The organism is Haloterrigena salifodinae, assembly GCF_003977755.1.
Lineage (GTDB): Archaea > Halobacteriota > Halobacteria > Halobacteriales > Natrialbaceae > Haloterrigena > Haloterrigena salifodinae.
Genome location: NZ_RQWN01000003.1, coordinates 697,452 through 719,483, shown reverse-complemented (window position 1 = coordinate 719,483; position 22,032 = coordinate 697,452). Strand labels below are relative to the sequence as shown.

Here is a 22,032-nt window from a genome sequence, read left to right as displayed (position 1 = left end):
GGGTCTCGAGCCGGCTACGACGCCGACTCGAGGACCGTCTCTCGTAGTTCTGCAGCCGAGTCCGCGATCTCGTCGGCCGGCGAGAGGTCGAGGTCGTCGTGGGCGTCGATTCGATACGCCACGACCAGCGCGCCGGCCCGCGCGCCGGCCTCGACGCCGTTCTCCGAGTCCTCGACGACGACGCACTCCTCGGCCGGGACGCCGACCTCGCTCGCGGCGTACTCGAAGACGTCCGGCTCCGGTTTGCCCGCCGCGTCGATGTCCTCGGCGCTGATCACGTGGTCGAACGACCCCTCGAGGTTGAATCGCTCGAGGACGATATCGATCCACTCGTGCGGGGACGAGGAAACGAGCGCGCGCTCGACCCCGCGAGCGTCCAGTTCGGCCAGCAGGTCGTGGAGGCCGGAAAGCGCCTCGACGTGCTTGCGGTAGATCTCGCGAGCGGTCTCCTCGAAGCGCTCCTCGAACTCCTCGCGGGAGATGGCGGTTCCGTACTCCGCCTCGAGGTAGTCGTAGGTCTCGCGGTAGTTCATCCCGGTCACTTCGGCGACGTCGACGTCGTCGTCGGGGACGGCCGCCGGAAGGATATCCTCGGCCTGGAACTCGGTCCAGTAGTCCTCGCTGTTGACGAGGACGCCGTCCATGTCGAACAGCACTGCGTTCATGTGGCCCTGCCTACCCGGGCGTCACGGATAGCAATTTGGCAAGGAGCAACCGGGTGCGGTGGCTCGGGCAATAGTGGTCCACCCGCTCGCGCTGTACCGAGCGCTTCACGTGCGGCGGCGCGTGCGGTCTCGCGGTGAGCGACTAGCGAACCGCGAGACGAAGACGTGCGAGGGATGAGCGCGTGAGCCTGCGAGCGAGCGAGTCGGCTGGGGAGGGCGTGGCAATTCCCCATTGCTGTGATAGCAGAACGCTCCCGCTTTTCCTCACTTCGTACGCACCAGCGACGCTCGCACTCTCGAGGTTCGTGTACCCGCCGAGACGAGAGCGACGTATTCGCCGGTTGCAGTACCGAGATGAGATTAGCCGAACACTTCGCCGCGCTCGTAGGCCATCTCCTCGCTCACTTCGCTCGCGACGTCCTCGCCGAACTCCCGCTCGACGAGCCACAGCGCCAGATCGAGCCCCGAGGTGACGCCGCCGGCGGTCAGTACGTCGCCGTCGTCGACGACCCGCTCGTCGACCACGTTCGCCGCGTGGGCCTCGAGATCGTCGACGGCGACCCGGTGAGTAGCGGCGGGCCGGCCCTCGAGCAGGTCGGCCTCGGCCAGCACCATCGCGCCGGTACAGACCGAGGCGACCGTCGAGCCTTCGGCGTAGCATTCGTCGACCTCGTCGGGCAATGCGCCGTCCTCGACGACCGCGCGGACGCCCTCGTTGGCGGACGTCCATCCGCCGCCGGGGACGAGCAGGATGTCGGGCTGACCGAGCGTGCCCTGTGGTTCGACGCGCAGGTCGTGGCTCGCGGTGACGAGATCGGTCTCGTCGAGGGTCACCAGGTCGACCTCGAGGTCGGCGCCCGCGTGGGCGGCGTTCTCGAGCACCTCGTATGGGCCGATCGCGTCCAGTTCGTCGAAGCCGTCGAACAGCACGATCTCGGCGGTAGTCGCGGTCATGGGACGACCGACGGGGGCGCGGAATAAGCGCGTTTTGCAAGAATTGGCAGAACGAGACCGGCGGAGCGAACGCCGGGACTCAGACGTTCGCACGCGCGATTTCGCGGAGCGCGTCGAACACTGCCTCGTTGCCGGCGCCGGCGAACCACCGGCCGTCGTCGGACACCCCGATTTCCGCAGACAGATCGCTGATCGAGACCAAATCGCGTACCGCGTCAATTCCGATCGGTCCGGCGCATACGGTCGTTATTTGTCGCTCGATCGCGAAGCACGCATGATAATGGCTCGCGCATTCGTGCTGATCGACGTTGCGACGGGCATGGCCGAGACCGTCTGCGACTCCGTTCGCGAGGTCGACGGCGTCGCTGAGGCGTACGTCATCACCGGCGACTTCGACGTCGTGGTCGAACTCGAGGGCGAGCGACCGCACGACCTCCTTTCGACGGTCACGTCGGCGGTCCGGCCGCTCGAGGACGTCGGCACGACGCGAACGTACGTCTGTCTCGACTGACGCTCTCGATAGAACGGAGAGGGGACGATTCCGCTGGCTGACCGCTCGCCCTCGTGCTGGGCTACGTGGCCAATCCGGGGAAACAAACACGTCACTCCGCGGCGACGAACCCGTATACGGAGCCGAACTGGCGGGCGGCGGCCGTCCGATACGATATGAAACGACGCGCATTCATCGCGGCCACGGCGGTACTGGCGGCGGGGTCAGGCTGCCTCGAGGGCGGCGCCGACTCGGACGACGACGGTAACAGCGACGAATCGAACGAGTCGGCGGTCGAACTCACGACCGTCGACGCGCCTGGGAGCGAGGGAGGGACGATCGACGTTCCGAGCCGAGGGCAGATCCAGCTCGTCAACTGCATCCGGATCACCTGTCCGACCAGCCGCGCCATGCTCTCGCGGGTCGGCGAGGCCCGCGAGGAACTCGCGACCGCCCGCGAGGTCGGCCCCGACGGCGACGTCCACGTCGTAAGCGTCGTCGACGAGTACTCCGGCTCGGCGTCCTCGCCGTCGGAACTGTCCGACTGGTGGGCCCAGCAGGACGGTGACTGGACCCTCGCCGTCGACGAGGACGGGGCGCTGTTCGAGGACTATGGCGTCACCGGCACGCCGACGACGCTGGCCGTCGACGGCACCGGCGAGGTCCACTGGCGCGACGAGGGCGGTACGACCGCGAACAATCTGGTCAACGGCGTCGAGACGGCACTCGAGGCGTCGGACTCGTAGCGTCGGATTCGCAACGGCGGATTCGCAGCGCCTCGAGACGCGAGGCGCTGGAGAATCGGACCCGATAGCATTGCGTGCAATCCTCCGATAGCGCCCCCTCGAGAGTACGACGATCGCCAGCTCGGCTGCGTTCGGCGTCGTCGACCGGACGGCGCGCGCTCGAGTCGTGTTCGTCGCTGCGCTCGACCCGACGCCTCGGTGACGGGATACCCGCCTTCGATCGGCGTCAAACCGGAGACAAACCTGCGAAAACGACCCTCAAATGGCGTCAAACGCTCGAAAATCCGCTCCACGACGAACCCCCTTCAAGTCGGTCCGGCCACCGAGAGTGGGATGCGAGCTATGAAACGAACGACGCTCATCGCAGTCGCCTGCGCAGTACTGATCGCAACCACCGGGTTTGCCGCCGCGGCGCCCGGGAACGCGCCCGTGTCCCCGGACGCGAGTGCGGATAGCGCGGACGAACGACACGCGAACGATAACGCGGATCGAAGCGGGAATGGAACCGCCGGCGATACCGCCGCAGACGACCGGAACGGACAGGGACCGAACGTCAAACTCCCCGGACAGGTTCCCGATCACGTCTCCGCGATCCACGAGCGGATTTCGTCGTTCCTGAGCAGTGACCTCGGCGGTTCGCTCGGCGACGCGGTCAGCGACGTGACGCCGGATGACGACGAAGACGAGAGCGAGAGTGCTGACGAACGCGACGGGAACGGCGACGCTGACTCGGACAGCGATGAACGCGACGACGGCGCGGACGCCGACGAGAACGGCAACGACGCCGACACCGGTGACGACGAGACCGACGACGCCAACGAACCGAACGATGAGGAGGCCGTCGAACCGGGCGACTCGAACGAGAGCGAACAGACCGACGACACCGACGAATCGAACGACGAGGAAACGGACGACGAGGAATAAGTCTCCGGTAACTTCCCCATCCCATGCCTCCATTCGCTTCCCCGGCACCGATCGGGCTCGAGGACCGGCTGCTGACGTTCGCCGTGAGCCTGCTGGTCGGCGGCGCGGCCCTCCACGCCGGCACCCACGTCGCCGCGGACGCCCGTGACTACGGCCACGCTGTGGTGACCGCGCTGCTCGGCGCGCTGGCCTGGGCGTTCCTCGAGCCGGTGCCGCTGCTCGGCGGCCTGCTGGCCGTCATTGCTTGGGTCGCGGTCGTCAAGTGGCGCTACCGGCTCGGCTGGCTCCGCTCCGGCGCGGTCGGCCTCGCCGCGTGGGCGGCCGCGGTCGTCGTCCTCGCGGCCCTCGAGTTGCTCGGTATCGGCTCGCTCACGGCACTCGGCGTGCCGGGTGCCTGAACCGCGTCTCCGCTGACGCAGTCCTCCGCCGAAATCGCTCCCGCTGACGTCCCCTCCACCTGAAACGCTTCCGCTGGCGATCCCCTCCGCCGGAACCGTTCCCGCCGCCGCGCCCAAACGTACGCCGCGTTTTCTTGGAACGGGTCGGACTCGAGAGGGACATCCTCTACCCCCAAAGGTTTTGTAACTGACACATATAGCACAGTTTCGGCTTATCGTGCCGATTTCGGGCGATTTCGGCCCTTTTCTGACTTCGGTACGTTTTAAGCGAGCTGGCAAGTACCGACTCGCATGAACAGTCGCGTCGGCGTGACGGTCGCGGTCGTCGCGATACTGCTCGTCGGAACCGGGCCGATCGCAGCCGTCGGAGCCGCGGACACCGGGCGGCCGCAGTCGGAGCCGGGGTCGTTCGCGGTCCAGCAGGACCAGATCGACGCGGACGAGGTCCGAATGGACGTCGCGCTCCGACCGAACGGGACCGCAGAGTGGCGCCTCGAGTTTCTCGTTCGGCTCGACGACGAGGAGAGCACGACGGCGTTCGAATCGCTGCGGGACGATATCCGCGACGATCCGGACAACCACACGCAGTCGTTCGCCGACCGGATGGGCGAGACGGTCGCCACGGCGGAGAACGCGACGGGCCGTGAGATGTCCACCGACGGGTTCGCCGTGGAGACCGAACGCCAGTCGTTCGCTCAAGAGTACGGCGTCGTCAGGTACACGTTCCAATGGCATGGGTTCGCCGCCGTCGAGGGCGACGAACTCCGGGCGGGCGACGCGCTCGAGGGAATCTATCTCGACGACGGGACCCGATTGCTGATCGAGTGGCCGGACGGATACAACCGAGCCTCGGTCGCGCCGGAGCCCGACGACGAACGCGATCGCGCGGTCATCTGGCGGGGCGGCGACACCGACTTCGTCTCCGGCGAGCCGCGCGTCGTCGTCACCGCTGCGGGGACGGGCCCGTCCCCGGCGCTGCTCGCGGCCGCCGGCCTCACCGTCGTCGCGCTCGGCGCCGCAGGTCTCTGGTGGTATCGCAACCGCTCGCGGCCGACCGTGCCGCCGGTCGAGGGAGACATCGATCGAACCGATCCCGACGCCGCTCGAACGGACGACGCGACGGCGTCGCCACCGGCCGACGAACCGACGGTGTCGTCGGAACGGGCCCAGTCCGTGCAGTCGACGGACTCGAGTGCAACTGGGGCGCCGGATCCGGATCTGCTCAGCAACGAGGAACAGGTCCTCCGCCTCGTTCGCGAGAACGGCGGCCGGATGAAACAGCAGGCCGTCGTCGAGGAACTCGACTGGACCGATGCGAAGACCAGCAAGGTCGTCAGCGGGCTCCGAGACGAAGGGAAACTCGAGTCGTTCCGCCTCGGCCGCGAGAACGTGCTCTCACTGCCCGGCGAGGGCGATCCGCTGACCGACGAGGACGACGGTCCCGAATCGACATGAGAGCGAATCGAAACTGCATCCCGTTCCGGACGGGTAGCTGACACGAGTCGGTGAAACCGACGAAATCGCCGGACGGCGTCGGACCGAAAACGGCGTTGAATCGCGTTAATCGTCGGTGAACCCAAGTCATCGTCTCGAGCGTATATCACCACACGAAGACAACACCAACCAATGAATCGAACCACGTCGATCGCACTGGCAGCGATTCTCGTCGTCGCGGCGGTCACGGTCCCCTTCGCGGCGGCGAGCGCGACCTCCAGCGGCGGAGCGCAGTCGGAGACCGACGCCGACGACGGAACCGAATCGATCGAACCCGGCGCGCAGTTCGCCGCCACCGTCGGCGTCCAGAACGCCGAACTCGAGGGCAACGTCTCGGAGCGGGCCTTCGGCGTCCGGATCGCAAACGCCGAGTCCAACGAGACGAAAGCGGCCGTCATCGCCGCGCAGTTCAACGAGACTGACCGGCGCTTGACCGAACTCGAGGACAGACTCGAAGAGTTGAACGAGTCCCGCGAGGCCGGCGACCTCAGCGAGGGGCGCTACCGCGCGGAAGTCGCGACAACCGTCGCCGAGATGCGAAGCCTCGAGCGACGGGCTGACGCGGCCGAGACCGCCGCAGCCGGGGTCCCCGAACCCACCCTGGCCGATCACGGCGTCGACGTCGAGTCGATCCGGAGGCTCCGGGACCGCGCCGGCGAACTCGGTGGCCCGGAAACTGCGGCGATCGCTCGTTCGATCGTCGATAGCGACGACCGCTCGTCAGGCGGGCCGAACGAACGAGGGAACGAACCGCAGGGCGACGAGCGCGGCGGGCAGCCGTAATCGCGACCGCGACCTCGATCGAGGGCGCGTGAGCTGCTCGCGCTCCTCGCGTTCGAGACCGGCCGCGGGCCGCGGGTTTAAGTACGAAACCGGGGCCAGACCGCCCATGATCGACGACTCAATCCGCGTGCTCGCGGGTGACTGTACCGTTATCGCCGAGACAGGGGACCGCGAGGAGTACCGCGGCCGTGTGACGACCATCGTCAAACCCGACAACACCGTCCTGGTCCACGACAGCGACGGCTACCAGCCCGTCGCGTGGTTGACCCGCGCCGACAGCGTCTCAAGCGATCACACGGGCGATTTCACGCTCGTCGCGAAGAAGGGCACGCAGACGCTCCGGATCGCCGCCCACGAGCAGGACGGCTTCGCCAACTACCCGGCCTCCGCGGCCGGCACGCCCGTCGGCCACTGTCCCGACTGCGGCGCCGCCCTCGTGCGCTCGAGCGGCGTCCACTGTGTCGGCTGCGGCGACCGCTACGGCGTGCCCGCCGACGCGACGATCCGCGACGAGCAGAGTGACTGCGACTGCGGCCTCCCCAGAATGCGCGTCGAGCGCGGCCTCGCGTTCGACGTCTGTCTCGATCGGGGCTGCGAGTCCCTCGACGCGGCGGTCCAGGAGGCCTTCGACCGCGAGTGGGACTGCCCCGAATCCGATTGCGACGGCGACCTCCGAATCCTTCGGCGCGGCGGACTCATCGCGGGCTGCGAACACTACCCCGACTGCGACACCGGCTTCGCGGTCCCCGCCGGCGTCGTCGACGGCGAGTGTGGCTGTGGCCTTCCCACCTTCGAGACCGCCAGTGGAACCCGCTGTCTCGACGCGACGTGCGAAAAGGGGTTAGCGCGGCCGCTCGAGGTCGACTCCGCGGCGGACGACTGACCGGCGAACGTCGGTTCCCGCCGCGCTACAGCCGTCTGACCAGCCGCCGCTGCGGCGGGCGGGAATGAAAGGGGCTTCCGGGCTGGACGAACCCGGACGACGTAAGCACTACAGGGAGTGAGCGAAGCGAACGACCGAAGCGCGCAACGAGTCTTGGGAGTCCAGCCCGGAAGGGGCTTTCAGGATGTTCGCGTCGAGTACGGCGACTCGATCAGTACTGACGATGACGGAGCGGAATCGATCCGCAGCCCCTTAGTCCCCGACCGTCAAACCTCGGCTATGGCACTCGAGGGGCGGTTCGACGAGGCGGCGGGCGTCGTTCGCGTCGGCGACGACGCGCGCCAGCGCTATTACGATTCCCGGGGGTACGGCTATCCGCTCGAGGGCAACGAAATCGCACTCGCACCGGTTGAGGCGGCACACCTGCTCTACCGCGGGGATCTCGAGGCGGTCGTCGACGATTCGGGCGAACGGCTCGATTTCCGAGCGTTCGTGGCCCGCGAACCCGGCCGGAAGTTCGGCGTGCGATTTCTCGTCTATGCCGATCTGCGCTCGCGGGGGTTCTATCTCTCACCGGCGTCGGAGCCGTGGGTCGCCGATCCGCCCGCGGAACCGGCCGATTTCGCGGTCTTCCCGCGCGGGAAAGGCCCCGGCGACGGCGAGATCGAGTACGCCCTCCGGGTGATCGGCGAGCGAACCGACGTTCCGGCCGGCGAACTCACCGCCGGCGTCCTCGCGGTGGTCGACGAGGAGAGCGAGATCACCTACTTCGAGGTCTCCCGGCGGGATCCGTCTGGGACGACCGGCGCCACCCTTCCCGACGGCTGCGAGGCCGACCTGCTGGCCGACCGCGTCGTCGTCTGGGAGCCGCCGGTCGACCTCTACGAGTCGGCCTTCTACGGCCAGCCCCTCGAAGGACGAGAGTACGACAAGCCGACGCTGCAGTGCTCGCTGCTCGAGGCGGCGTACCTCGCCGAACGCGGCGCGATCGCCCTCGAGCCGACGGCGGTCCGCGAACGGGGCCGCGAGGTCGAGGGCGAGCGGTTCGACCGGCGGCTGGCGGTCTACACCACCCTGCGCGAACGCGGCGTCGTCCCGAAAACGGGCTACAAGTTCGGCGCGGACTTCCGGACCTACGCCGACGTCGAGTCCGTCGAGAACCTGGGCCACTCGGAGCTGCTGGTCCGGGTCCACCCCGCCGACTACGTCTTCGAGCCCCGGGACCTCGCGCTGGACGTTCGGCTGGCCCACGGCGTCCGGAAGACGATGGCGTTCGCGCTGGTCGACGAGGCCAGCGGCGTCGACTGGTGGTCCCTCGAGCGACTGACGCCCTGAGCTTCGAGCGAGCGGAACCGTGAAAACCCCTCGGCCGAGTATCCCGGTATGCAACTCGAGGTGATCGGCGTCGGGGGCGCGGGCTGTCGGATCGCCGACGCGATCCGAGCCGCGGAGCCGGCGGACCACTCGTTTCTGACGGACGTCTTCGTCTTCGACACCGACGCGGCGACGCTCCGGCGAACCGTCGTTCCCGAATCGCACCGCCACCGGTACGGACAGGGCACTGGGATCGACGCGGACGACGACCTCGAGCGTCGGTTCGAGATGGGCGAGACCCACGCCGAGGAACTGCTCGAGGCGCTGGCTCAGGGCGCACCGCACGAGGCCGACGCGTTTCTGGTCGCCGTCGGCCTGGGCGGCGCGACCGGCGGCGGAACGGCGCCCGCACTCGTCGCCGCGCTGCAGCGACGGTACGACGCGCCCGTCTACGTGCTGGCGACGCTGCCGGCCGACCGGGAGTTCGATCCCGACGCCGACGCCGGAGATACCGGACCGCACTCGCGAACGACCGCGGCCACCGGGAACGCCGAGCCGCCGCAGCCGACCGCAGCGTCGAACGCGGTCGCCACGATGGAGCGACTCGAGGGGCTCGCCAGCGCCGTCGTTTGTTTCGACAACGAGGCGTGGCTGCGCCCCGGCGAGACGGTCGCGGACGCCCGCGATCGATGCAATCGCGAGCTGGCGGGTCGCGTCGCGGCCGTCTTCGCCGGCGGCGGGTCGGACGGCTCCGTCGCCCAGAACGTGATCGACGCGAGCGACATCGAGCGGATCCTCGGTAACGAGTCGGCGATCGTGGCGCTTGGCTACGGCGATCAGGACGTCGAAACGAGTAGCTCGCGGTTCGGGCTCGGACTCCTGTCGACCGACCGGGACGTCGAGACGAGCGAAGCGGTCAGCGCCGTCGAGACGGTCGTCCGGAAGGGGACCCACGGGAAGCTTTCCCTGGAGTGCGACCCCGAGACGGCCGCCCGCGGGCTGTTGGTCGTCGGCGGCCCGCCGACGTGGCTCAACCGGCAGGCGATCGCCGAGGGCCGGCGGGCGCTGCAGTCGACCGTCAGCGGCAACGGCGTGCTGGGCGGCGACGCGCCGCGTCCCGACGACGAGACGGTTTTCGCGGCGGTCGTGCTGGCCGGGGTTGAATCAGAGCGACTCGAGGAGCTGCGCGCGGCAGATCGGGCAGTGTAGCCGGCGCGCCAGAAACACCGACCGTACGGTCCGCCGACCGCTCGAGCGGATCGCACACCGAACGAATGCCGACCTACGCTTCGTCCGGAATCGGAGCTCCCTCGTGCTCGAGCAACCGTCGTTTCAGCTTTAGTCCGCCCGCGTAGCCGGTCAGCGAGTCGGCGCCGACGATCCGGTGACAAGGGACGACGACGGGGACCGGATTGCGGCCGCAGGCCTGTCCGACCGCGATCGGCGCCGTCTCGAGGTCGGCCGCGACCTCGCCGTACGTTCGTGTCTCGCCGGCCGGAATCCGTTCCATCGCCCGCATGACGTCGCCCATGAACCCGTCGGGATACTCGATCTCGAGGGCGAACGTCGTTCGCTCGCCGGCCTCGTACTCGCGGACCCGCTCGCTGATCGTCTCCGCGTCCGCGTCGATCTTCGAGTCGTCAATCTCGCACTCGCGGTCGAACACTCGGATCTGCATATCGCGTCGTTCGTCGGGGTGTCGCTTTACTCTAGCAGGTCCCGTCGGACGAGATCACTCGCGTCGATCGGGACGGTCAGGGCCGCCGCTCCGGCGGCCGGTATCGTCCGTCTGGGTCGTTCGGTCCTACGATACTCGTCGCCGGGTCGCGGTATTCTTGTACGCGCGGTATCCTGTCGCCTGCGAAAACGGTTCGAGCGAGCGAAACGGTGAGTGTGCGAGGCGGATCGATTCCCGATTCGGTGCGGATACCGCCGCGAAGCCGAAGGCTTTTGCGAACTGGCGCGCCAAGACGAATCTAATGACCGGAGACGACCCACTCGAGGAGTCCGAGTCAGGGGAATCGACGACTGCAGAACCCCGTACCGACGGGGGAGCAGCTGGTGCCGACGACGTTGCACTGGACCCCTGGGGATCCTCGAGCGTCTCCGACTACCGCAAGCTGTTCGAGGAGTTCGGTATCGAGGAGTTCGACGAGGTCTTAGAGGAGGTCCCGAACCCGCACTACCTGATGCGGCGAGGCGTCATCTTCGGCCACCGCGACTACCGGCCGGTCGCCGAGGCCTTACAGAACGACGAGCCGGCGGCCGTCCTCTCCGGGTTCATGCCGACCGGCGATCCCCACATCGGCCACAAGCTGGTCTTCGACGAGATCATCTGGCACCAACAGCAGGGGGCCGACGCCTACGGGCTCATCGCCGACTTGGAGGCCAACTCAGCCCGCGGCATGTCCTGGGAGGAAATCGACGAGCACGCCCGGGACTACCTGCTCTCGCTGCTCGCGCTCGGCTTCGACCCCGAGGAGGGCGAACTCTACCGCCAGTCCGAGAACCGCGAACTGCAGGATCTCGCATTCGAACTCGGCGCCGACGCCAACTTCTCGGAGTTCCAGGCGATCTACGGCTTCGACGGCGAGACCGACGTCTCGCACATGCAGTCGGTCGTCACCCAGATGGCCGACATCCTCTACCCGCAACTCGAGGAGCCCAAGCCGACGGTCATCCCCGTCGGGCCCGACCAGGACCCCCACGTCCGGCTGGCGCGGGACTTAGCCGAGCGGATGCGCTTCTTCAAGGTCAGCGAGGCCTACGCCAGCTTCGAACTCGAGGACGAGGAGCGCGCGCTGGTCGCGGAGTTCTACGAACGCCTCGAGCCCGAGGAGTTCGACGACGACACGCTGCGCTGTGTTCACGTCGCCGAGGCGTTAGAAGAGACACCGCTGTCGGAACTCAACGTCGACGCGAGCGTCCTCGACTCGGTGCTGACCAAACTCGAGGAGGGCGGCATGGAACCGCTGCGACCCCGCACGCGCTTCTTCGACCGGCGGGCGACCGAGGATGCCTTCGACGCCCTGGTCGAGACCGTCGACGGCGAGAAACGGGTCTACGAAAGCCACGTCGATGCCTTCGACCTCGATCGGGCCGAGGCCGAGGAACTCGCCCGCGAGATCGAGGTCGACAACGGCGGCTACGGCTTCCGCCCGCCATCTTCGATCTACCATCGCTTCATGACCGGGCTGACCGGCGGCAAGATGTCCTCCTCGATTCCCGCCTCCCACATCTCGCTGCTGGACGACCCCGAGGACGGCTACGACAAGGTCAAGGCCGCCTCGACCGGCGGCCGCGAGACCGCGGAGGAACACCGCGAGAAGGGCGGAAAGGCCGACGAGTGTCCCGTCTACGAACTCTACGCCTACCTGCTGGCCGGCGACGACGACGAGTTTGCCAAGCGCGTCTACGACGAGTGTACGAGCGGCGAGCGCCTCTGTGGCGACTGCAAGGAGCAGGCCGCCCAACTGATGCGGGAGTTCCTCGAGGAACACCAGGAGAAACGCGAGGAGGTCGAGGAACTGCTCGCGGAGACGGACATCGAACTCGAGTCGCCGCGTCGACGCTGAGAGACACAGGGCCGCGAGGCCGGCCGATACAACATCAGAGACGTCGGTGAATTAACGCGTACCCATCCCATTCGTTCTCGGTCATGCGCACGGTCCAACCGTGAGCGTCGCGGCTGTCAATATGGTACTCATCCGGTCACTCGGATTCGTGAGTGGAGGACTCGGGGGCTGGCTAGCCGTTTCGAGTGTCGGTTCGGCTCTCGAGTCGATCGCATTCGTTGTCGTCGGACTCGTCGCGATTGCGCTCCCAGCTATCATCAACCGAATGAAGTAAGCGCTCTCACTGGTATTTATCAGATGGATATTCGCGGATGTGTGCTTCCTCGATGAAAGACTCAGTAGTGGCTTCGGAGTGGCCTCGAAACGGTAGATTGATCGGACATATGATTTTTGCACTCGCCGCTATTGCCGTCCTTACGGGCGTGTTCGCTACGGTCGTCGTGTTCCTGTGTCGATCCCTCGTCGTTCTTATTTTCGTTAGACCCTCGAATAGGATACCGCGGAGTCTTGTTTCGCTTACCCCTGACGGACTTCCGCTGTGGCTGTCAATAGGTGTTCCAGTCTCCGTTACACTCGCTATCTTTCTCGGATTGATGATACTGAACCGCTGGCAGCGCGGGTTACTCGTCCAGCGGTTCGAAGCGGGGACTCGTGATCCGCCTGCCGACGTCCGCAGGCAGGTCACGATGCTTTCCAAGAGTGCGAACATGCCACCGCCGTCGATCGCAGTGGTCGACTCGGAGATCCCGACTGCCTTTACTACCGGTTTACGGCCCAGTACAGCACAGATCACCGTCACCTCTACACTCCTCGAGACGTTGTCTAAATCCGAACTCAGCGCGGTCTTGGCACATGAACTGAGCCACATTAAGAACAGAGATATAACGGTCATGACGGTAGTGATGACTCCTATCGTTGTCACTGCTGGACTGTGGACTGTCATGACGACCGACACGAGCCATCAGCCTGGACAAACATATCGGCAGAAGACCCAGCGTTCAGTGCACGGATTCGATGGGGTCGTTTCGGGGGTATTCGGGCTTATCACCGGCGTGTTCTGGCTGCTGGCGTGTCTCTCCGTCGCTTCGTTTGCGCGATATCGGGAGTTCGCTGCGGATCGGGGCGCCGCCGTTATCACGGGAGAACCGGACACCGTCGCGACAGCACTAGAGACCATCAGCGGCCGAAGTCCGCCCGCCGTTGACATGCGGTTGGTCGAGGTATCACCACTAGCAGTCCTGCCGATTACGGATACCGATGCCTGGACGGTCGGATGGGAGACTCCGTCCGATTGGCTCCCCGAACCGGTCCGTGATGTAGTCTCGATGTCTGCGCGAACCCACCCAGAGACGAAAACGAGAATTCGTCGGCTTCGAGAACTGGAGAGTACGTCTCGTGGAACGGAATCGTGAGACCGTCTTTCCAGATCACTCTGTCTCTTCACCGCAGACTGGAGTACGTCACAGTTGAGATCGTCTGCACCCTCGACCTGTGCCCCACGGCGCGGTAGAACTAGATCGAGCGCCGTAGTGACGAAGTTGTGAACGCGATCGAGCGTATCAATTTTCTCTCAGTCAGGGGAAAGCATATTCGGGGTCGCGGTGTAGCCCGCGTCGATGGGGACCGGCCGCTCCGACGATCCGGACCGGGACGTCGTCGTCTGCGCCGACGTCCTTGGCTCCTTCGGCGTCGCGCCCGACGACGTCCGCGCCCAGCGTCGGGAGTACCGCGCCGCGGTCCCGCCCGGTCAGGAGGAGCGCTCCCTCGAGTCGATCCTTTCGGACGTCCTCGCGGACGCGCGCGACCGGACGGCGACGGTTCGCCAGCTCGTCTGCCGGAGCGACCGCGGGCTGACCTGTTCGGCGCGCTACGCCCAGCGGGCGCTGGGACGGGAACTCGAGGCCGTCTTCGACGCGATCAACTGGTCGTTCGAGTGGACGCGGACGGGGCCGGTCGAGAACGGCCGGGACCGACTGGAACTCGCCGCGACGGATCCCAATAGTCGCGAGCGGGCGGCGACGGTCGCCTACCCGCAAACGCCGCTCGCCGACGACAACCTCCCCGCCGTCCTACGAGTGGTCGATGAGCGTCTCCTCGCGGGCACCGATGCCACGCTCGTTCTCCTCTCGGCAGGCGTCGACCGCTGGCGGGCCGCGCTGGTCGAAGAGGAGGAACTCGAGGCGCTTCGAGATCGCTACGGCGAGCGGATTTCGGCGTTCGACCGCCCACTATTGCCGGAACACGACTTCGCGGCGTACGTGCCCGAAGATCCCGACGACGAACTCGACCCGGCGGACGCAACCGAGTCGGATCCGTGGCCGGCGTGGGCGCTCGAGCGCGCCGAACGGCGCTCGGATCCACTCGCAAGCGTCGTCGAGACAGAAGCGGCGGCACCCGGCGACGAGCGAGACTCGGTCGCATCGCTCATCGACGAAGCCGAGCCCGAGCGCACCTCGACGGCACGAACCGACGACGTCCCGACCGACGCGACCGAGTCGACTCAGAAATCGTCGTCGTCGACAGCCACGTCGGCGCCGTCGACGGAGGCCGGCGGATTCGAACTCCGGGGCGGGTCGCCGACCGTCTCGCGGGTTCGCGACGACGCCGACTCGAGCGCCGGCGCGTCGCCGCGGGACGTCGCCAACTCGATCCTCGAGACGGAGCGCGAGCGAGAGGAGCAATCCGACGCCGATGACGAGGACGGGTCGGCGGACGACGGATTCGGCACGCTCTCGGGAACCACGACGACGACTCGCGTGACCAACGACTCCTTCGGCGCGGGCGAGGAGTTCGCCACAGAGAACGACCGCTACCGTGCGCTCGGGGTCGCGCTGGGCGCCGGCGGTGCCGTCGACGTCGAGGGACTCCTCGAGGACGACGACTTCCTCCCGGAACTGCCCGTGAGCGGCCCCAGCGAGACGCGGATCGAGTTCGCCGATAAGTTCGATCCCGCGGCGGTCCCCGAGGCGACGGCCAGCGCCGAGCAGTCGGGCTTCGAGTGGGTCGACAGCGGCCGCCTCGAGACGACGCGGCTCTCGAACGACTGAGCGAGAGCGTCGTCGGCTCGCGAGCATGGTGTGGGTGATCGTACCATAACGTTTTTTGCTCGGAACTGAGTTCAATCGCATATGGCAACCGAATCCCACAATGATGGCGGTGTCGCCGGACGGACACAGCGACTGCGATCGGGATTCGGCTTCTTCTTCGCCCGGTGAACCCGGGCCAGTGGAGCCGCGAGCGACCGTAACGGGTCCTCGCGGCGAAACCGGCCGTTCTGTGCGCCCGCCCGGACGATCCGGCGGGCGGTATCGGAACCGCTAACTGACCGACACGCAGCCATACGAACAAGCGAATGCAACTTCCAGCACAACAGGTCGCGGTCTTGGAGGCCGCGAGCGCGGACGAAGCAACGTCCGTCGACGCGCTCGCCGAGCGAGCCGACCTCCCGCCCGAAACCGTCACCGGGGCGGCGTTCGAGCTCGAGGACGAGGGTCTGGTCGAAATCGAGGAACGCGTCGACGAAACGGTGGCGCTCACCGAGGAGGGTGCCGACTACGCGAGCGACGAACTACCCGAAATCGCGCTCTACGAGGCGGCCCTCGAGGCCGGCGCCGACGAGGAGGCCGTCCAGATGGGACGGGTCATCGGCGCCTCGGGACTCGAGGGTGCAGGGGTCGACATCGCGCTATCGAACTACGCGCGGAAGGGGTACGGTACGATCGACAGCGGCGAGATCACGGCCGATGCCGACGCCGATCCGTCGGCGGACGCCGAGGCGAACGCGCTCGAGACGCTTTCCGGCGCGGACGAGGCGGCCGTCGATTCGGAGACGCTCGATCAACTCGAGCGTCGCGGCCTGCTCGAGCGACGGGAGTCGACCGTCCGCGAGATCCGTCTGACCGACCGCGCCGTCACGGAGCTGATGGCCGGCATCGAGACTGCCGAGACGGTCGGGCAGGTGACGCCCGAACTCATCACGAGCGGCGAGTGGGAGGACGTCGAGTTCGCCGAGTACAACGTCGAGGCCGACGCCGAGGAGATCGGGAGCGGAAAGGTCCACGTCCTGCGCCAGATGTCCGAGCGCGTCAAGGACGTCCTCGTCGGGATGGGCTTCCAGGAGATGGACGGGCCCCACGTCGACGCGGACTTCTGGATCAACGACTGCCTGTTCATGCCCCAGGACCACCCGGCGCGGACCCACTGGGACCGCTTCGCCATGGAGCAGCCCAGCCACATCGACGAGTTGCCCGAGGATCTCGTCGCGGACGTCGAGCGCGTCCACCGCGAAGGACTCGGCGAGGACAGCGAGGGCTACCACTCGCCGTGGGACGAGGACTTCGCCCGCGCGCTTGCGTTGCGCGGACACACGACCTCGCTGTCGACGCGCTACCTCTCCGGGACCCAGATCGGCGAGATCGAACCGCCGGCGCGTTTCTTCAGCGTCGAGAAGGCCTACCGCAACGACACGCTCGACGCGACCCACCTGCTCGAGTTCTACCAGATCGAGGGCTGGGTGATGGCCGAAGACCTCTCGGTGCGGGACCTCATGGGCACCTTCGAGGAGTTCTACGCCCAGTTCGGCATCGAGGACATCCAGTTCAAACCCCACTACAACCCCTACACCGAACCGAGCTTCGAGCTGTTCGGTACCCACCCCACGACGGGCGAACTGATCGAGATCGGTAACTCCGGCATCTTCCGCGAGGAGATGTTGGAGCCGCTGGGCGTCGACTGCGACGTCATGGCCTGGGGGCTCGCACTGGAGCGACTCGCCATGCTGACCACCGGCGCGGAGGACATCCGCGACCTCCACGGCACGCTCGCCGATCTCGAGTTCCTGCGGAACGCGGAGGTGACCTACTGATGCCCACTGTCGACATCGATCCCGACGAACTGCGCGGCCTGACCGGTCGCGAAGAGAAGAGCGACGACGAACTCAAAGACGATCTGTTCGGTCTCGGCCTCGAGTTCGAGGGACGAACGGAAGACGGCGAGTTCGAACTCGAGTTCGCGCCCGACCGCCTCGACCGGCTCTCCGTCGAGGGCGTGGCGCGCTCGATGCGCTACCACTATGGCGACTCGCGCGGGGTCCACGTCCCCTCGACGAACTCGGCGGACTGGACCATCGAAGTCGACGAGTCGGTCCCCGACGAGCGGCCCTACGTGACCGGCGCGGTGATCCGCGACGTCGATCTCGACGAGGAGGCCCTCGAGTCGCTCATCCAACTGCAGGAGAAGCTCCACGCGACGATGGGCCGCAAGCGCGCGAAGGGCGCGATCGGGATCCACGACCTGACGATGCTGAAGGGGCGATCCGCCACGGACGAGAGCGTGCCGACGATCAAGTACGTCGGGCTCGAGCCCGACGAGGACACGTTCGTCCCGCTCGACGCGGACGCGGAGATGACGCCCGCGGAGGTCCTCGAGGACCATCAGACCGGCCAGACCTACGCCGACCTCGTCAGCGAGTACGAGCGCTACCCCGCGATCTACGACGATCTGGGGCTGTTCTCGTTCCCGCCGGTCATCAACGGTCGGCGCACCGAGGTCTCGACGGACTCGCGGGACCTGTTCGTCGAGATGACGGGCACCGACCAGTGGACGATCGACAAGATGCTCAACATCGTCTGCTACGCGCTGGCCGCGCGTGGGGCCACGCTTGAGGACGTGACGGTCGAGTATCCGGATAGCGAGGCCGCGAACGCGGCCTCGGACGGGAGCCGGACGCAGTCCGGCGGACGCGAGATCGTCCGGCCGGATCTCTCGACGAAGACGAAGACGGTCGCCCACGACCGCATCGAGACCATCCTCGGCATCGGCCTCGACCCCGAGGAAGTGATCGACCTCGCCGAGCGGTCCGGCCTCGAGGCCGAACGCGAGGAGAACGACGACGGGGAACTGGTCTACGAGGTTACCGTTCCGCCCTACCGCGTCGACGTCCTCCACCCGCTGGACGTCATCGACGACCTCGGGCGCGCCTACGGCTTCAACGACCTCGAGCCGACCTACCCCGACGTGGGGACCGTCGGCGGCCGCCACGAGCGCTCCCGTCTCGAGCGCGCCGCGCGCACCCAACTGGTCGGCCTCGGCTTCGAGGACCTCCTCAACTTCCACATGATCAACGAGGAGGAGAACTACGAGCGTATGGACGTCGAACCCGACGCCGACGTCTACGGCGCTGGCGAGCCGGCGACGATCAAGGAGGCCTACAGCGAGGACTACACCATGCTGCGGACCTGGACCATGCCCTCGCTGCTGATGGTCTTAGAGCGCAACACCCACCGCTCGTACCCCCAGTACCTCTCGGAGATCGGCTTCACGGCCCGTGTCGACGAGAGCGAGAACACCGGCGTCGGCGAGAACCGCCACGTCGGAGCCGTCCTCGCGAGCCACGAAGCGGGCTACGAGGACGCCAAGGCGCGCCTGCAGGCGCTCGCGGAGAACTTCGACGTCGACCTCGAGACGCCGCCGACCGACCATCCGACCTTCATTCCGGGTCGCACCGCAGCGGTCGTCATCGACGGCGAGGAAGTCGGCGTCATCGGCGAAGTCCACCCGAAGGTGCTCGTCGAGCACGACCTCGAGGTGCCCGTCGCGGCCTTCGAGTTCGACCTCGAGGCGTTACGGTAGGTTCGCGAACGACCGCCGAGCGCGATCGGGTTCCGGCACGGGTCCGATTCTCGCCCGAGGACGATCGATCGACGGAAAACGAGTAGTGCGCGGTCGGAGATGATCGGAGACCGTGATTCGGTCAGAAGCTGTTCCGGATCGTCGCCTCCTCTTCGGTGATCGTGGTCAACTCTAACGGACCGTCGCCGTTCCCGCCAGCGGACGTCTCCTCGATGACAACCGTTTCCGCACCGAGGGAGAACCCGTGGTACGAATTGTCTTCGGCGACGCAGTTCGTGATCGTCTGTTCGTCGTCACCTCTCGTACCGAGGACGCGAACGCCGTGTCCGCTCTCACTCTCGATGAACGACGAATTGCGCACGTCGACCGTCTGTCCGCGAACGTCGTTCCCGTCGATATTGAGTTGAGTCCCCTCGTTTCGGCGCAGTTCGACGTTTTCGACCTCGATCGTCTCGCCGTTGACGATGTGAATCCCGTAGCCGTACTCGTCGACGCTGGAGCTGAACCAACTAGTCGTCGTTTCCCGCTTGGTATCGGTGACTGTGGTATCACGCACCGTCACGTCGCCGTCACTCGAACTCACGATCGAGATACCGCTGTCCGCGGCCCCGCCGCTCTGTACCTCGACGCCGGTGATGTCTACGGTTTCGGCCGCGACATCGATGCCGTGGTACGAGTTGTCGACGAAATCGACGTTTTCGACGGTGACCGTATCGTCGCCGCTCGTTCCGACGATGGAGAGACCGTTACCGCTCTCGTTCTCGGTCATCGACGAGTTTCGAACGGTGACCGTCTGTCCGCGAACGTCTCCGCCTTCGACGCGGAGCTGATCGTTTCCGTTCTGGAGTAGTCCGATCTCCTCGATCTCGACCGTCTTCCCACCGGCGACGCGAATCCCGTATCCGCCGTCGTGCGTGACATCGCTATCGCGTACCGCCACGTCGCCGTCGCTGGTGCTCTCGATCGAGAGCCCGCTTCCGGTCCCGTTTTCCCGGAGATCGAGGCCGGTCACGTCCACGGACTCGGCCGCGATATCGACGCCGAAGCTCGAATTATCGGCGGCCTCGACGGTCTCGACGGTCACGGTGTCGTCCCCCCGCGTTCCGGTGACGGAGAGCCCGCTCCCGCCGTTCTCCAAACTGGTCACGTCCGTGACCTCGACCGTCTGTCCGCGCACGTTCCCGCCGCCGACGTTGATGCCTGTCCCGCCGTTTTGCAGCGCTTCGACGCCGTCGAGGACGACCGTCTTCCCGCCGGCGATGGTGAGTCCACCAGCAGCAGAACGGACGAAGTTGCTGTTGCGTACCGTCACGTCGCCGTCGGCAGACGCTTCGATACTGGCCGCTCCGCCGTTGTCCTCGAGGGTGACGTCGGCGAGCGAGGCGGTCTCGGCGGTAAGCTGGAGTGCCGCTTCCGAGATATTGTACAGTTCGACGTCAGTAATCGAAACCTCGGCGAGATCGCCGGAGGTACGAATCCCGGCGGTCTCGTAATCGAAGATTTCGAACCCTTCGATCTGAACGCCGGACTCCGACACCGTAATGGCCGAACCGCCGTCGGCGTCGACGCCGTCGAGGGCCGCGCCGTCCGGAGCGGTGAGCACGAGTTTCTTGTCGACCGCGAGAGACTCCACGTACGTCCCCGACCGCACCTCGACGGTTCCGTTCGGACTGACCTCGTCGATCGCATGCTGAATCGAGTCGCCCGATTCAACGACCACCGTCTCCGCCGTCCCCGTCGTCTCCTCGTCGCCGTTCGATTGCCCGCTGTTTCCGGTTCCATCGCCGTCGCCGTTCGGCAAATCCTCCGAACCCGTACAGCCGGCGATACAGAGCGTCGACACCGATCCGACTCCGGCAAGTAGCCGTCTCCGTTTCATATCTGAGCGTGATTGTGGTTGGATATTATAAGTCGTTTTGGCCGATAAGAACCGGGCAAGCACGATTAACTGTATGGTCCTAAAACTAAGCGAATTTTATGGTTGAATATAGGAGAGCGGAAATCTGATGGAGTTAACTAACCGAGTTGTGCCCGAAAGTCGGATTCGCGGTCGGCGACGCGTTTGACGGACCGAACGTAATTCGGTAGTCACACGGAAATCGATCGCCGCGCGAAGCGGCAGTCACAGCAGTTGCAGTATCGACGGCGCCGTCGAATTCCCGAGCAACGCTGGGACGCACGCTGTGCGGCCGCGACGCAAGCGCGGCGGGATTAGAACTCGTGTTCGACGTCTTCCTCGTCGGCTTTCTGGATGATGATCTTGCCGTCTCGGACGCGGACGAAAACCTCGTCGCCGATATCCATGCCCGCGACTGCCAGTTCGTCCTCGTGGAGATTCAGATGGACGTTGTGATAGTTGCCGTCTTCGTCTTTGGCACCGCTTGGACTCAGCTTCTTTTTCCGTACCATCGCGGGATTCTATCCCGAACTTCGCCGTAGGATATACTTAAGTGTTTTCGACGCCTCAACGAATGACCGAACGAGCGGTGAAACCAGGTGACGGAACCGTCAGCATCCTTGGAGTCGTCCGCCGGGTAATGCAGTACACTGGCGGAAGCTACTCACTTAAAGATACCGCCGCAGTCGGTCGGTTTTGGGGGATATCTTTATGTCGGATCGTGTGCTGGATTGACACGGAGGCGAAACTTATGGTACGCGAAGACGGGAAACGAAACTTTGCACTGCGCGAGTCGGACGGCGAGGAATCGAGCGTCTTCTCCGGAAACACCCCGCGACAGGCCGCTCTCAAGGCGGCCCGGCGGCTCGAGCCCGGCTCGAGCGAGGACGGCGCGGAACGCGTCGAACTCAGGTTACGGGAGAAGGGAACGGACAAGGTCCACATCTACGACGGCTGGGCGTGGGAGGAGACGGCCCCCGACGACAAGCCCGACTGGATGCCCGGCGAGATCACGGAGGCGAACGTCTCGAAGAAAGGTATCGAACACTTAGACGAGTGAGTCGCTGGCGGGCGAGTTTTCTCTTCGCGAGTTACGTAGCAGTATCTGTCGAGATATCTCCGTTTTTAGTTTAACCGTTTGTATTCTTCCCGGCTATCCGTTGACATCGATGAAGTCCTAAAGGAGGTTTAGTCCGATAGTCACTGCACACTAGTGTTAGGATCGTCTAAGAAGTACGCTTTTATAGCACTAGATGTCCAGTCTAGCCCAGAATATGGG

General features: G+C 66.0%; 20 protein-coding genes. 15 read left to right on the top strand and 5 right to left on the bottom strand.

Translation table 11 applies throughout. The features are described 5' to 3' along the window. Positions 1 to 14 precede the first annotated feature (14 nt). Together EH209_RS18035 and EH209_RS18030 are read right to left on the bottom strand one after the other, a co-directional pair. Positions 15 to 665, bottom strand: coding sequence for an HAD family hydrolase (locus tag EH209_RS18035; RefSeq protein WP_126664227.1), 651 nt, complete (start codon positions 663 to 665; stop codon positions 15 to 17). Positions 666 to 1,025: 360 nt separating this feature from the next. Then, positions 1,026 to 1,619, bottom strand: coding sequence for a DJ-1/PfpI family protein (locus EH209_RS18030; protein WP_126664226.1), 594 nt, complete (start codon positions 1,617 to 1,619; stop codon positions 1,026 to 1,028). 280 nt (positions 1,620 to 1,899) lie between these two features. Here EH209_RS18030 and EH209_RS18025 point away from each other — a divergent pair, with 280 nt between their 5' ends. From EH209_RS18025 to EH209_RS17985, 9 genes are all read left to right on the top strand, one after another. After that, positions 1,900 to 2,130: an Lrp/AsnC ligand binding domain-containing protein gene (locus tag EH209_RS18025; protein WP_126664225.1), complete on the top strand. Its 231-nt coding sequence runs from the start codon at positions 1,900 to 1,902 to the stop codon at positions 2,128 to 2,130. Between the two features lie 155 nt (positions 2,131 to 2,285). Next, positions 2,286 to 2,855, top strand: coding sequence for a TlpA family protein disulfide reductase (locus tag EH209_RS18020; RefSeq protein WP_126664224.1), 570 nt, complete (start codon positions 2,286 to 2,288; stop codon positions 2,853 to 2,855). Positions 2,856 to 3,197: 342 nt separating this feature from the next. Beyond that, entirely contained in the window at positions 3,198 to 3,779 is a 582-nt protein-coding gene (locus EH209_RS18015; RefSeq protein WP_126664223.1) for a hypothetical protein, read from the top strand. A 23-nt stretch (positions 3,780 to 3,802) separates the two neighbouring features. Further along, on the top strand, positions 3,803 to 4,177 hold the full coding sequence (locus EH209_RS18010) for a hypothetical protein (RefSeq protein WP_126664222.1): 375 nt from the start codon (positions 3,803 to 3,805) through the stop codon (positions 4,175 to 4,177). A 291-nt stretch (positions 4,178 to 4,468) separates the two neighbouring features. Beyond that, positions 4,469 to 5,632, top strand: a complete 1,164-nt coding sequence (locus tag EH209_RS18005) for a helix-turn-helix transcriptional regulator (protein ID WP_126664221.1) — start codon at positions 4,469 to 4,471, stop codon at positions 5,630 to 5,632. A gap of 171 nt (positions 5,633 to 5,803) precedes the next feature. Then, a complete protein-coding gene (locus EH209_RS18000; RefSeq protein ID WP_126664220.1) occupies positions 5,804 to 6,454 on the top strand; it encodes a hypothetical protein in 651 nt (216 codons plus the stop codon). Between the two features lie 106 nt (positions 6,455 to 6,560). Then, on the top strand, positions 6,561 to 7,337 hold the full coding sequence (locus EH209_RS17995) for a DUF91 domain-containing protein (protein WP_126664219.1): 777 nt from the start codon (positions 6,561 to 6,563) through the stop codon (positions 7,335 to 7,337). Between the two features lie 279 nt (positions 7,338 to 7,616). Beyond that, entirely contained in the window at positions 7,617 to 8,672 is a 1,056-nt protein-coding gene (gene endA / locus EH209_RS17990; protein ID WP_126664218.1) for a tRNA-intron lyase, read from the top strand. A gap of 48 nt (positions 8,673 to 8,720) precedes the next feature. Beyond that, positions 8,721 to 9,860, top strand: coding sequence for a tubulin/FtsZ family protein (locus tag EH209_RS17985; protein WP_126664217.1), 1,140 nt, complete (start codon positions 8,721 to 8,723; stop codon positions 9,858 to 9,860). A 73-nt stretch (positions 9,861 to 9,933) separates the two neighbouring features. Here the strand turns inward: EH209_RS17985 and EH209_RS17980 are convergent, their stop codons facing one another. Beyond that, positions 9,934 to 10,329 carry a methylated-DNA--[protein]-cysteine S-methyltransferase gene (locus EH209_RS17980; RefSeq protein ID WP_126664216.1) on the bottom strand — a complete coding sequence of 132 codons (396 nt, stop codon included), beginning with the start codon at positions 10,327 to 10,329 and terminating at the stop codon, positions 9,934 to 9,936. Between the two features lie 301 nt (positions 10,330 to 10,630). On the opposite strand from EH209_RS17980, the gene EH209_RS17975 reads away from it, so the two are divergent. The 5 genes from EH209_RS17975 to pheT all read left to right on the top strand — a co-directional run bounded on the left by EH209_RS17975 (position 10,631) and on the right by pheT (position 18,856). After that, positions 10,631 to 12,226, top strand: coding sequence for a tryptophan--tRNA ligase (locus tag EH209_RS17975; RefSeq protein ID WP_126664215.1), 1,596 nt, complete (start codon positions 10,631 to 10,633; stop codon positions 12,224 to 12,226). Between the two features lie 383 nt (positions 12,227 to 12,609). Further along, positions 12,610 to 13,638, top strand: coding sequence for a M48 family metalloprotease (locus EH209_RS17970; protein ID WP_164722072.1), 1,029 nt, complete (start codon positions 12,610 to 12,612; stop codon positions 13,636 to 13,638). A 204-nt stretch (positions 13,639 to 13,842) separates the two neighbouring features. Beyond that, a complete protein-coding gene (locus tag EH209_RS17965; protein ID WP_126664213.1) occupies positions 13,843 to 15,273 on the top strand; it encodes a hypothetical protein in 1,431 nt (476 codons plus the stop codon). A gap of 305 nt (positions 15,274 to 15,578) precedes the next feature. Continuing rightward, positions 15,579 to 17,090: a phenylalanine--tRNA ligase subunit alpha gene (pheS, locus tag EH209_RS17960; RefSeq protein ID WP_126664212.1), complete on the top strand. Its 1,512-nt coding sequence runs from the start codon at positions 15,579 to 15,581 to the stop codon at positions 17,088 to 17,090. Continuing rightward, positions 17,090 to 18,856 (top strand): phenylalanine--tRNA ligase subunit beta, encoded by a 1,767-nt coding sequence (pheT, locus tag EH209_RS17955; RefSeq protein ID WP_126664211.1) that lies wholly within the window; start codon positions 17,090 to 17,092, stop codon positions 18,854 to 18,856. Before pheS ends, pheT begins: the two co-directional genes overlap by 1 nt. 121 nt (positions 18,857 to 18,977) lie before the next feature. Here pheT and EH209_RS17950 read toward each other — a convergent pair whose 3' ends face one another. Beyond that, positions 18,978 to 20,735 carry a right-handed parallel beta-helix repeat-containing protein gene (locus EH209_RS17950; protein WP_126664210.1) on the bottom strand — a complete coding sequence of 586 codons (1,758 nt, stop codon included), beginning with the start codon at positions 20,733 to 20,735 and terminating at the stop codon, positions 18,978 to 18,980. 332 nt (positions 20,736 to 21,067) lie between these two features. Continuing rightward, on the bottom strand, positions 21,068 to 21,265 hold the full coding sequence (locus tag EH209_RS17945; RefSeq protein ID WP_006111025.1) for a hypothetical protein: 198 nt from the start codon (positions 21,263 to 21,265) through the stop codon (positions 21,068 to 21,070). 239 nt (positions 21,266 to 21,504) lie between these two features. On the opposite strand from EH209_RS17945, the gene EH209_RS17940 reads away from it, so the two are divergent. Then, entirely contained in the window at positions 21,505 to 21,813 is a 309-nt protein-coding gene (locus EH209_RS17940; protein ID WP_008893452.1) for a non-histone chromosomal MC1 family protein, read from the top strand. Positions 21,814 to 22,032: the final 219 nt, after the last annotated feature.